Annotated in this window: 12 protein-coding genes, 1 tRNA gene and 1 other RNA gene; 8 read left to right on the top strand and 6 right to left on the bottom strand. The window is 38.7% G+C overall.

Annotation, left to right across the window (positions count from 1 at the left end):
• Window positions 1-133: 133 nt before the first annotated feature.
• Window positions 134-847: an ATPase domain-containing protein gene (locus QW520_06625; GenBank protein ID MEM0449477.1), complete on the bottom strand. Its 714-nt coding sequence runs from the start codon at window positions 845-847 to the stop codon at window positions 134-136.
• Window positions 844-1518 carry a hypothetical protein gene (locus tag QW520_06630; GenBank protein MEM0449478.1) on the bottom strand — a complete coding sequence of 225 codons (675 nt, stop codon included), beginning with the start codon at window positions 1516-1518 and terminating at the stop codon, window positions 844-846. Before QW520_06630 ends, QW520_06625 begins: the two co-directional genes overlap by 4 nt.
• Window positions 1519-1703: 185 nt before the next feature.
• Between QW520_06630 and QW520_06635 the strand changes: the two genes are divergently transcribed.
• Window positions 1704-2459, top strand: a complete 756-nt coding sequence (locus QW520_06635) for a hypothetical protein (protein ID MEM0449479.1) — start codon at window positions 1704-1706, stop codon at window positions 2457-2459.
• Window positions 2460-2475: 16 nt separating this feature from the next.
• Window positions 2476-3060 (top strand): hypothetical protein, encoded by a 585-nt coding sequence (locus tag QW520_06640; protein MEM0449480.1) that lies wholly within the window; start codon window positions 2476-2478, stop codon window positions 3058-3060.
• Here the strand turns inward: QW520_06640 and QW520_06645 are convergent.
• Window positions 3029-4291 (bottom strand): MFS transporter, encoded by a 1263-nt coding sequence (locus QW520_06645; protein ID MEM0449481.1) that lies wholly within the window; start codon window positions 4289-4291, stop codon window positions 3029-3031. The two genes, QW520_06640 and QW520_06645, sit on opposite strands and share 32 nt — an antisense overlap.
• Before the next feature lie 43 nt (window positions 4292-4334).
• Between QW520_06645 and QW520_06650 the strand changes: the two genes are divergently transcribed.
• Window positions 4335-5276, top strand: coding sequence for a deoxyhypusine synthase (locus tag QW520_06650; GenBank protein MEM0449482.1), 942 nt, complete (start codon window positions 4335-4337; stop codon window positions 5274-5276).
• Window positions 5273-6259, top strand: coding sequence for an isocitrate/isopropylmalate dehydrogenase family protein (locus QW520_06655; protein ID MEM0449483.1), 987 nt, complete (start codon window positions 5273-5275; stop codon window positions 6257-6259). The genes QW520_06650 and QW520_06655 overlap by 4 nt, the downstream gene beginning before the upstream one ends.
• A 22-nt stretch (window positions 6260-6281) precedes the next feature.
• Here the strand turns inward: QW520_06655 and QW520_06660 are convergent, their stop codons facing one another.
• Window positions 6282-6554, bottom strand: coding sequence for a 2TM domain-containing protein (locus tag QW520_06660; GenBank protein ID MEM0449484.1), 273 nt, complete (start codon window positions 6552-6554; stop codon window positions 6282-6284).
• A gap of 257 nt (window positions 6555-6811) precedes the next feature.
• On the opposite strand from QW520_06660, the gene QW520_06665 reads away from it, so the two are divergent.
• Window positions 6812-8473, top strand: a complete 1662-nt coding sequence (locus QW520_06665; GenBank protein MEM0449485.1) for a hypothetical protein — start codon at window positions 6812-6814, stop codon at window positions 8471-8473.
• A 186-nt stretch (window positions 8474-8659) separates the two neighbouring features.
• Here the strand turns inward: QW520_06665 and QW520_06670 are convergent.
• Window positions 8660-8743, bottom strand: a tRNA-Leu gene (locus QW520_06670).
• 128 nt (window positions 8744-8871) lie between these two features.
• Here QW520_06670 and rnpB point away from each other — a divergent pair.
• An RNA gene (gene rnpB, locus QW520_06675) (RNase P RNA component) lies at window positions 8872-9169 on the top strand.
• A gap of 7 nt (window positions 9170-9176) precedes the next feature.
• Here the strand turns inward: rnpB and QW520_06680 are convergent.
• Window positions 9177-10088 (bottom strand): hypothetical protein, encoded by a 912-nt coding sequence (locus QW520_06680; protein MEM0449486.1) that lies wholly within the window; start codon window positions 10086-10088, stop codon window positions 9177-9179.
• Window positions 10089-10443: 355 nt separating this feature from the next.
• Between QW520_06680 and QW520_06685 the strand changes: the two genes are divergently transcribed.
• Together QW520_06685 and QW520_06690 are read left to right on the top strand one after the other, a co-directional pair.
• Window positions 10444-10938, top strand: a complete 495-nt coding sequence (locus tag QW520_06685; protein ID MEM0449487.1) for a DUF835 domain-containing protein — start codon at window positions 10444-10446, stop codon at window positions 10936-10938.
• A 23-nt stretch (window positions 10939-10961) separates the two neighbouring features.
• Window positions 10962-11536 (top strand): hypothetical protein (locus QW520_06690; protein ID MEM0449488.1); only part of this gene is annotated, 575 nt, incomplete at its 3' end.

An 11536-nucleotide genomic window follows, 5' to 3' on the forward strand; every position in this document is an offset into this window, starting at 1 on the left:
GATTTCTTTTGATCAATTTTTCCATATCGATAAAATAGATTTTCAATTTAGAATTTCAACCCCTAATCAAATAATGTAGCATTACCGAGAATTATTTCGCATTCTCAGTAATTTTTATATTTTTAATATTTTTTTAAAACCTAGCTTTAAGTACGACGATCCCTTCATTGCGGGTGATATCGATAGACTGACGCCCAGTTAGATGGTTGGTGCCGCGCATCTTAAGTACTTCTAGGTATTTGCGTCTCGCCCCACCTTCCTCACTTAACTGGAGAAGTATTATGCCATCGACAGCATACGAGACTTCAGGAGGATAAAGCTCTCCTGGATGCACTTCCCCTGTGACTAAAGTCGTCGCATTCCAATTCTTGAGGCGGTTGAAGAGATCGAAGAGAAAGAGTCGATAATCTCCTTTGAGCATGCCTCCTACCACTGTAATAGGATCGATCACAATACGCTGGGGAACTACTTCTGCGATCTTCTCCTCCATAATGCCAAGTAATTGATTGGCATCGACCTCTCTCATCAAATTTCCTAGGTCCATATATACTATAGAATCGCCAAAATAATCTTTATTTATAAAATCGAATTGTGAAGCATAACGGAGCATCCATTGCGTAGGCTCGCTCAAAGTTGTAAAATACAGCCCTTGTTCCCCTCTTTTTGCACCTTCACATAAATATTTCAACGAAAATGTTGTCTTTCCTGTGCCAGCTGTCCCAGAAACAAGGACCACCGAAGGGAAGGGTAACCCGCCTTCTATCATATCATCTAAACCTGGTATCCCTGTTTGTATCCTAACCAGATCTGACTTTTTCATTCTATCACTAAAACCCTTCTCTATCATTGTCTTTCACCTGTTCCTTTGACTTGATTAGTAGCTTTGTCATTTGAATCCATATTTCCTAATGATAGCATGGCCGTCTTAAGACGCAATTCACCAATGCATAATTGTTTAGCTGTCTCGTATAGAAGACCGCATTTTTCACTGTCTATAACCAGCGGAACGGTAATATCTCCAGACTCTTCCATCACTCCTACGAATTTCCTAAGAAAAGCTTCGACTGATGTATAAGAATTATATGTCAATAGAGCAGACAAATTATCTATAATGGCAAACCCGCACTCGGATAGCTTTAATGAACATCCATTTCCAACTTTTCCCCATTCAGCTAATGCAGAAGGAAGTCTGTCTATATGGAATGGTCCATCTAAAAAATCCACATTTGCAGATGCAATTTTAAAATCAGCAGAGAAACGGCTTATGGCATCAATGAACATTAGACGCTCGGTACGAATCTGGTGCATTGAAAGCAGGTGCACCATGTATTGATGCGGTCGGTCAACTGAAACAAATATACCAGAAAGACCTTTCTCCTGAGAAAGAGCCCTCAGAAGCATCAGGTTTACTCTTACAAATTGAGTGGAAGGGACGTCCAATAGCACTGCGCCCTTCCGGCCATACTTATTTAAGGCATCAAGGATGATGCGCATCTGCCTGACGTCTTTTTCATTCATTCAGATTCACAAAAAGCATGTCTGAACTCGATTTATAAACATTATTTACCGATTCCATCCTGCGATAATAACACAATCATACATTTTCGGATTTTGGATTAAATGATATTTTATGATCAAGCTTTTCCATTAATGCCCTCCTGACAAAATTGATTTATACCGTACGCAGTTCACCTGACGTTGCGATGTTCAGTGATGGAGATTTGCTGGGACTCGCTGGCGTTTATGTTTATGTGGCTATCATAGTTCTAATGGCCTCTAAGCTCAAATTCATTCGTAATGCGAAGGTGCATCGGAAATTTGTTCACATCATGGTTGGTAACATTGTATTCATATGGTGGGTATTTGATTCAAATTATGTGATGGCTTTTTTAGCTGCCGCGCCTTTCATCCCTCTTCTCCTTTTAGCATCTCCTTATTCAAATATATCCAAATTAAAAGATTCTTTTCTCGGTCGTACGTCTGGTGAAAGCCATGATCTTGGATTAGTATATTACGCTATTTCATGGACTATCCTTGCTTTCTTTCTTTTCGATTTGAGGCTCATAGCCTCGATCGCCATCGTATCTATGGCCTATGGGGATGGCATGGGAGGTCTTGTGGGAAGAAAAATAGGCAAAAAGAGACTTCTTGGAAGCAAAACAATCGAAGGTACGACTGCTGTTTTTATTGCAACATTGGTTTCTATGTTGATTGTTATATATTTTTACCAGTTCTTGAATGATCAGGGTATCTTTGTAAGCAACGTCTCAAATCTAAATTTTGAGGCAGCATTGTTAAGCTCAATAACGGTTGCGCTTTTTGTATCTGTCGTAGAACTTTTAACACCTGGAGCTATCGATAATCTCGTAATTCCCTTAGGAACATCAATATTACTATTTCTTATTTGGGAACCTTACATAACAGAAGGACTGATTCTATCATTCACGATTGCCGTATAATTAGGCTAGGTGAGAGATGCGCTGGATAGTTGTTGATGGCATCGATGGCTCGGGCAAATCTACTGTAGCACTATGGATAAAGAATCATTATTCTTCAAGAGGAGAGAGGGTATTAATTAGAATTCATCCTTCAAATTCGTGGTTAGGTCGTAAATCTAGGAAAGCACTTGAAGGTAATGGGAAAGTCATGGGACTTATTGCCACGACTTTTTTTATTCTCGACGTTCTTAGGTCTTTGAAATGCCTGAAGAAGGATAGAAAAAAATACGATACTATTATCTTCGTGCGCTACTTAATGGCAACTGCTTATTTACCAAAAAAACTAGCTCCGAAAGGCTACGATTTTTTTTCCAAGCTTCTTCCAATTCCACCTAGGCTATTACTTGTTGATGTAGACCCCGAAACGGCGAATCAACGCATTCATGAGAGGGGAGAATCTAAAGAGATGTTTGAGGATGTGGCAAGTCTCAACAAAGTGCGAGAGAAGATATTGTTTTTAGCTTTGCGAGGTCAATGGCGCATTATCGACAATACGCGATCAGAGGAGTGTGTGAAAAATACACTTACCCTCACATTGGAAGAATGGGACTCCGTCTTTTAATGCGCTCAGCAAGCCAAAGCATAACTATGGCCATAAGTGCTAATGATGCAGAAGTCAAGTTTACTGCATCGAACCCTAGATTGACATAAATCGGTGTGAAAAAAATAGGGGCAAAAGCATATCCTAGGAATCGCGCGCTATTAAAAATTGAAGAAGAAGTACCCTTTAGATTATTTAGAATGGAAACGGCAATGCTTAAAAGTGAAGCCCAGACAATAGCTGTACCTGAACCTAATATTATCAAAGACAATATATAGTCAATCATGGAACCGGCAAATGACATTATTAAGAAAGCACTGAACATTATCAAATAGCCCAATATAGCCGTGTAGACCGCTCCCCATTTGTCAACCATCTTTCCGCCGACTGGAGCGGAGAAAATCCCGGCTAAGCCTGCTGATGATAATATCAAACCGATATTCTCCTCAGAAAGTAATAGAGGAGGAGCGCTAACAGTGGCCGAGAGAAATGATTGCGTGCCTATATAGCAAAGAAAGGTGGTGAAGCCTGTGGCCGCTAAAATTAACAAACTAGGTTCATGTAGACCTATACCCAATGTGTTCAAGAAAGCCCGGAAATGTGGCTGAGTCCTTTTTCTATATATATCTTCACATGTAATAATGACCCATACCCAAATACCCAAAGCTAGGACAGCGATGATAAAAAAAGTCAAACGCCAATTAATTATCGACATATATCCTGCTAAAAAAGGTCCTAAAGCAATTCCAGCCGTAGTAGCTGCACCTAAGAACCCCATGGCCCTGCCTCTTTCCTGATAAGGTACTATATCACCTAGCATAGCCATAAGTACTGGCTGCACAAACGCAAATCCTAAACCAGTTATAGTCCTTGCAGCATAAAAATACCACAAACTAGTGGATGAACCTGTTAGGATGCTGCCAAGTGCATAAATCATAAACCCAAAGCTAAGGACACGCTTTCTCCCTATAATATCTGACAAGGTGCCACTAAATAGCATAAATGTTGCAAAAGGAAGCATGAAAAAGGTGATTGATGCGAGTATTTCAGATGCAGAAGCTTTGAATAATATCATTAAGGAAGGCACGAGCGATAGTACAGCGTTTCCTGACAATGGGCCGATGAATGACCCTAGGTAGATGGCGATGCGCCTATGGTCTACCATAGATGGTGGATAGACCGCTAGAATTAAAAAGGATAACATAAAATTTGTCTGTGTCCTATAATCCAAGGTTTTCTCCATCGGTAGCATTTATAGTTGGTCAATCATTCGGATAACGACGGGTAGATTTAAGATGGTAAAGAAAAGGCCAGTGAGGGACATCGCATTAAGAGAGAAAATGAGCATAGATGAATTGGTTCTGCAAATGAAGGAGTCAGGAGGTTTCACCGGTCGCAAACTGGCTGAGGCAGTGGATATAATAGAGCGTATGATGCGGCGAGATTGTGTGAAATTCCTATCATTTCCTGCTTGTATTATGGCCACTGGAACTAGAGGAGTTCTAGTTGAAATGGCTAAGCGCAGAATGGTGGATGCTATTATCACTACATGCGGAACATTGGATCATGATATCGCACGGGTATGGAAAAAATACTATCATGGTGATTTCAACATGAATGATGCGCTTCTTCATCAAAGAGGCGTCAACAGATTGGGTAACGTTCTGGTGCCTAATGAATCATATGGGATTATTTTAGAGAAGAAGCTTGGCCTGTTCTTCCAAGATATTTTGAAAGGAAAAGACTCGATATCTACAAGAGAACTGATCGATGAAGTAGGCAAGCGATTGGAAAACAAAGGTTCTTTGTTATATTGGTGCCATCGCAACCAAATTCCGATATATGTGCCGGGAATCACAGATGGAAGTTTTGGAAGTCAGCTTTGGATGTATTGGCAAACGCATCGAAAATTGCGCATTGATTTATTTTCCGATGAACAGGAACTATCTGATCTTACTTTCAACGCTAAGCAGACTGGAGCGATAATAATAGGTGGAGGAATCTCCAAACACCATACAATTTGGTGGAATCAATTTCGAGGTGGCCTAGATTATGCTGTATATCTTACGACAGCAGTAGAATATGATGGCTCCCTTTCTGGAGCGCAGGTTAGAGAAGCAGTCTCATGGGGAAAAGTTAAGGAAGACGCTGATCAAGTTACAGTTGAAGGCGATGCCACCATTACTCTTCCGATAATTATTGCTAGTATTTTAGAAAGATTGGGGGAGAGCCGTTGAAAAAGATTGTGGTTATCAAAGGTGATGGTATTGGGAAAGAAGTTATTCCCGCAGCAGTAAAAGTAATTAGCCAAGTCACAAATGATTTAGAATGGATTCCGGCCCATATGGGTTCTGAGTGCAATTCAATATATGGATGGTATCTGCCACCTCACACCATGGAACTGATCCGTCAATCAGATGCGGTGTTGTTTGGAGCCATCACCACTCCCATAGCTGACCCTAATTACCGTTCTCCTTTACTATACTTAAGAAAAGAGCTTGACTTATACGCAAATGTGCGGCCAGCGAAAAAGATTCTGCCTCATATTGGTATAGGGGATATAGATTTAGTTATTGTGCGTGAGAACACAGAAGATATGTATACAGGGATTGAGCGTGAGGAAGGGGATGCTGTTATATTAGAAAGGAAGATCAGCGAGAGGGCTTGTAGACGCATCGTGCGCTACGCCATCAATCTTTGCAAGAGAAGAGGGTTGACAAGGATACACTGTGTACACAAAGCGAATGTCATTAGAAAATCAGATGGTTTGTTTAGACGAATATTCTTTGAGGAAGTAGAAAATAGTGGCCTAGAAGCAAAAGAGATGCTTGTCGATGCTGCTGCAGCAGCTATGATTACTAAGCCTAAAGAATTCCAATGTATCGTAACATTAAACCTTTATGGTGATATACTTTCCGATGAAGCTGCTGCTTTGGTGGGAGGATTAGGTTTCACTCCATGTGGGAATATTGGAGAAAGATATGCTATCTTCGAACCTTGTCATGGAAGCGCACCTGATATTGCAGGAAAAGGGGTGGCGAATCCTACTGCCACGATTTTATCAGGAACAATGATGCTCCGGCATCTAGGATTATGCACAGAGGCAAACCAGATAGAAGTGGCCTTAAAGCGCACTTACGAGGACGGTATAGCAACTCCTGATGCAGGCGGTTGCCATTCAACAAATGCTTTCACCGATGAGGTAATAAAAAGATTATAGGAAACGGATGCCAAGCACTAATCTAGTTATTTTTATTCTTCATTTTCTGATATTCTTTTTCGGCTAACTTATCGACATATTGAGGCCCAAAATAAACACTAGCTATATGTGCCACCAGTCCTATCCCCCATCCACCCATCAAGAATATGAACCAGGGAAATCCTCCTCCGCTCCACCACCAAATTACAATCATGAACGAATTAACGAACACGTAAGCAGCGAGATGCACCCACAGCCCTGCCTTCTCTTCAGCAATTTTCTGCGCACGACGACGTAATTCATCCTCCGTTACCATATTAAAAAATATTATAATATTGTCAAATAAACATTTTGCTTGTTAAAATATAACTTTTATATAAAACAATATATATTATTATTTTGTTAATTTTTTTATTAAATTTAGTATAATTTCATCAAGATATGACTGAAAAATTATATGATAACAAGGAAACTAAGACCGTGTTAGAAAAATCTTATTAGTTAAAAGTTCAAAATACATATTAACACACTTAGGAGTGAATAGTGTGTTTTTAAAAAAAGGGGGGAAAGACAATGAAAAAAGGTATATTGGCTTTGTTTGTAGCGGCGCTATTCTTTTTTGCCGTGCCTGTGATGGCAAAACCAGTTGTTGCACCATCTTCATGCATGGATAGTTCGCCATTGATGGCAGCAAAAAATATGCAGGTAGGATATGTAAATGTAACGCGCGAGGTTAATGAGGTTGTTGTTACTTTTGAAATAAATGTTAAGGATTGGTACATCCTTGAAACTCATGTGGGAGTTTCTACAAAGGATCCTGGTACTAAACCTTATAATGGAGATCCAGGAATTCCCCAAACGAAAACAGGAAATCCAATACCTGGACTGTTTCCCTATGGGAATGAATATGATATACTCGATTACAAGCAAAAAGATGAAATTAGGATTAATATAATTGATATAAAACCAGGCAGTGTTAAAACAGGTGACTGCTTCTATATAGCCGCTCATGCCAAATTAGTACATTTGAAAACAATGTCCTTGTCAACGATTATCGTAAGCAATGAAAATATCAGTTGCTGGTCCGGAGCTATGCAAAACAATATCGAAGATGGCTATATTGTTCCACCCAATGAGGGATGGACTAATTCTGTCCTAGCATGGGTTCATCCATCATGGAACAACAACCTTGGACCGGCGAATGCTAAAGCTTCACTTTTCGCTGATCCAGCAGCTAATTGGATTTGGAGCGAAAACCCAGTCTCAAATGCCCGTTCTTACACAGGGGACATTGTATTCTTTAAGCAAAAAATCGACTTGCCTCCCACAGCCTTTAATATAAATGCTAAAATATTTATCACCACGGACAACGCCTACTACTTCTATGTAAATGATGATTGGAAAGGCGAGCCGTTGGGGAAGGATGGTTTTGTTTCATCTGATCCAACCAATTTCTATTATGTGGCGGATGGCAGCGATAAAAGCGGAGGCTACAATAGTGTACCCTATGAAACTATAGGAGGCCTTTACCCCTTAGAAAATAAAATTAGCACGGACATAGGGGTTTGGTCTTCGATTGAGGAGTATGATTTAAGTTCGCGTTTAAGTGGAGGATTCAACCAGGTGCAAATTGTGGCGATAAATGAGCATGCCCCTCCGAGTGGTTATGATAATAATCCTGGAGGTTTAATATATAAAATAAATGTCTCCTGCGATTATCATGTCGCAGACATGTATGAGAGCGCCTGGGCGGCAGGATACGATTTCAAGGGCGCCAATTGGGCTACATATTTCTGCTATTGCCTGCCTTGCTACTGGGAAAAGATCGATGAGTTGACCATTCCAGCGACGGGAGTTAAGATCACAACTAGTGTTACTTTGGAAGCAGGAAAGAAATACAAGATTGAAGCTAGCGGATTATGCAATTATCGATATCCAGGCTCGCCTCAGGGCTATCTAGCAGATGCAGAATATTGGAATAGAAACGATGCGCTAGGAGTTGGCTGGATAAAGATGGACAGTTTGCCTGCACCATATAATGGGACTTTTTGGTCCTTAGTTTTGTGGGACGGTGCAAAGGCAGTTGATATCGATTGGGGCGCATACAAAGATGACCATGTGTATTCTATCATAAAAGAACCAAGCACATCGGAAAAGCTAACCTTCTATTTCAAGGATGACTATTATGGAGATAATTCTGGGTATCTAACTGTAAAAATATTTGAATGTAAATAAAGAAAAAACCTTTAATTTATTTTTTACATTTTTACAATTTTATATAATAAGCATTTTTAAAGCACAATAACTCACTTTAATCATAGCCACAAAATTTCAAATTGATTTCATTATCAATAGTTATGGCATATGATATAAAAATTTCAATTAATTTTTAAGCAATAATATCTTTTTAAAAACTCTAAGTGCAGGGGGTGCGATTTGAACGCACGGACCACTAAGGACTAGACCCTCAATCTAGCGCCTTTGGCCAGGCTTGGCTACCCCTGCATGTGCCCTCCAAATGGAGGGGGCTTTTATTAACCTTTCCATGATTCAATGCTATAAGAAAACTTGCCAGTAATAATCATTCGAGATGGGCATTATATAAATAATTAGAATGTATGAAGAATAATGCCAGGAGAGGGAGGGCGGCTGACGGTAGGACCTTGAATAAGGTCCAGCTGAGGAAGGTCCCCCCTCTATGAGAAAAGTGGACCACGCAAGTGGTTCGGCGAGAGCCGAGGCAAGGGCACAGAAACGGCACAGCCCTGATCGAGGATGATCCGCCAGGCGGTGACGTTGGTCAGGGAATTGATGAAACGGCGACACCCCACTAGAGCAAGCCCAAACAGCCAGAATGACCTCTCAGGACTGGCGGGTAGGGTGCTTAGTTGAATGCCGCCTGAAACAGAAGGGGGCCTACTACCCTCACCTGGCTTTTTTAAAGATGGCTCATTATACTTACTATTGGTATTGCTAATAGAATCATAATCGAGAATAGATATGATTTTAAACGAAAGCTTCGATTAAAAATTGTAGTAAATGATAACAATAGAAAGGATAAAGAAATTATAATTGCCAATTGAATTCCAATCATGATAATTTCAATCATTTTAAAAGCATAATCTCCAAGTCTCGCATCATCTGCTTTTCCAATTAATAAGAATGCTTCAAATGCCAACACCACTAAAATTAACAAAATTATTTTTTCCCAAATAACCTTTGATGGTCTTTTTACAGTGATAAATAAAATAACTATCAACAAACTTCCCATAGTTACCAATTGAGCACCAATTACAATTATAGCAATGGTTGGTAAGTAAAAATTCGAGTTAGAAAAAGGGGCCGATAAACGCATCAGCGCGATTCCTTCGGCTACAATCAATGAAAAAGGAATTAAAACGGAAACATCGAAATCATTAAATTTTGTATTGAGTAACTTTAGCGCTAATGCAATTAGACCAGTTGCAACTCCTAAGAAGATAAACCATACACCCACAAGACCTAGCCAAAAACCCCTTACACTTCCTAAACCTTCAATAAACATAGGCGATGAATAATTGAGCATTAAATAACCGAGGATGAAAAGTCCAAATGAATTTAAGACGAGAGAAATAAATGAAGTGGATGCTGACCGATCTTTACTAAATCGAAAACCAGCGATTGTAATAGAAAGACCTAACACAATGACTGCCATTCCTAAAAGAGCTATCCAATGCCACTCAAATGTGCCAAGTTTTTCAACTACAACTTTTCTTGAAAACAATGAAATCAAAATCCCGCTAACAGCCGTAGCCACTCCAATAATGAATAATTGTTTCCATCCATGATTTGTCTCTTCAATCATAACCATCTATGACATCGCATCATGAATATTTATTTATGATTGTATAATTTAAATAAAAGATATAATATCAAACGCCCAATTAGAATATTAAAATTTTCTTATATCATAATTTGGTTAAATTTTATAATCTAAAATTATAATTATTGTATAATCTACAATTAATTAATATAATCAAAAGGTTAATAATTTTGTTTGAAAAAGGATTGAACACGATAGCAATAAATATAGTTGATAACTTTTAAAATTAAAATATTTTTCATTGTACTTATTTATTTTTGAGAATTAAGCTTTTTTTCCGCAAAAAAAGCGTGAAATTTGTAATAACCTATATGCACTATAACTTTTCGGGCACTAGAGATATATGAGAATTGAAGAAGGTAAGTTATATTTGTTTAAAGAGAGAGTCCCTTTGCGCACACATCAGATAATGAGAAAAGAACTTTATAAAGGAAGGGAAACACTTTACATCTCCAAAAATTCACCAAGCCAAGTTGGAATGCAATTCGATTTTGACTCCTGTAAATTAATGACACTGTGGCTAAGTCCAAGACCAGAAAGAAATTGCGTTCCACCAATGAACATCAAAATCCTTGAAAAAAAAGTCTTCGAATTCATTGATTCGAGTCCCAAAGGTATAGTTGCATTAAACGGAGTGGAAATATTAGAAATGTGGAATGGATTTAGGGCGGTTCTAGATTTTTTAAAAAAGTCAAAAGGTCACATAGTTTGTAATGATAATAATATATTTATCTCTCTGGATCCCAAGAACATTAGTCAAAGGAATTTGGTAGAAGTAGAAAAACTCTCTGATATTGTAATAGGTAGTAATAACGAGGAAGCCTCAATATCCTTTTAAAATGAATCAATTATAAATTATCTATGAATTTACGACAGGCTTTGAATAAAGCTATTCAGAATGAAACTTCTGGAGCTTCTCAGTTTATAGAAGAAGTGGCAAATGATTTAATATCAGTATTAGAAGACCGCAATTTTATTAAAGATGTTAATGAAATAAGAAGGTTTGCCTTAGAATTATTTCGTGCTAGGAGTTCTATGGCGCCAGTTTTCCATCTTTGCAATCTACTCCTTCTATCCATAGAGGACGATATCTTAAATGTCGATTTATTAAAAAATAAGATAGTAGAATTTAGAAAAATGGAGAGGGAGCAAAGAATTCAAGCGGCATCTATTTGCGCAGCTAAACTTAACGGTTCAAAATTCATTACTATCTCTCGATCAGGGTCAGTCATTGATGCTTTAAAAGAATTGAAATTGAAAAGGGGTATTGAAGTTGTAGTAATGGAGTCACAGCCTGGAGGAGAGGGTTTGAAAACGGCGAAAGATTTGTTTCGTCTGGGAATCAAAGTCATACTCATAAGCGATACCATGGTTTTTAATGAGGCGCAAAAATGTGATGCTGGATTAGTAGGAGCAGATTCTTTGATTCCGAATGG

Source organism: Methanomassiliicoccales archaeon, from assembly GCA_038740345.1.
Classification (GTDB): domain Archaea; phylum Thermoplasmatota; class Thermoplasmata; order Methanomassiliicoccales; family UBA472; genus JAJRAN01.

Excerpts from the sequence above, each read along its gene's own strand:
- QW520_06625 (MEM0449477.1), bottom strand. The coding sequence starts at position 847 with ATGATAGAGAAGGGTTTTAGTGATAGAATGAAAAAGTCAGATCTGGTT.
- QW520_06630 (MEM0449478.1), bottom strand. The coding sequence starts at position 1,518 with ATGAATGAAAAAGACGTCAGGCAGATGCGCATCATCCTTGATGCCTTA.
- QW520_06635 (MEM0449479.1), top strand. The coding sequence starts at position 1,704 with ATGTTCAGTGATGGAGATTTGCTGGGACTCGCTGGCGTTTATGTTTAT.
- QW520_06640 (MEM0449480.1), top strand. The coding sequence starts at position 2,476 with ATGCGCTGGATAGTTGTTGATGGCATCGATGGCTCGGGCAAATCTACT.
- QW520_06645 (MEM0449481.1), bottom strand. The coding sequence starts at position 4,291 with ATGCTACCGATGGAGAAAACCTTGGATTATAGGACACAGACAAATTTT.
- QW520_06650 (MEM0449482.1), top strand. The coding sequence starts at position 4,335 with ATGGTAAAGAAAAGGCCAGTGAGGGACATCGCATTAAGAGAGAAAATG.
- QW520_06660 (MEM0449484.1), bottom strand. The coding sequence starts at position 6,554 with ATGGTAACGGAGGATGAATTACGTCGTCGTGCGCAGAAAATTGCTGAA.
- QW520_06665 (MEM0449485.1), top strand. The coding sequence starts at position 6,812 with ATGAAAAAAGGTATATTGGCTTTGTTTGTAGCGGCGCTATTCTTTTTT.
- QW520_06680 (MEM0449486.1), bottom strand. The coding sequence starts at position 10,088 with ATGGTTATGATTGAAGAGACAAATCATGGATGGAAACAATTATTCATT.
- QW520_06685 (MEM0449487.1), top strand. The coding sequence starts at position 10,444 with ATGAGAATTGAAGAAGGTAAGTTATATTTGTTTAAAGAGAGAGTCCCT.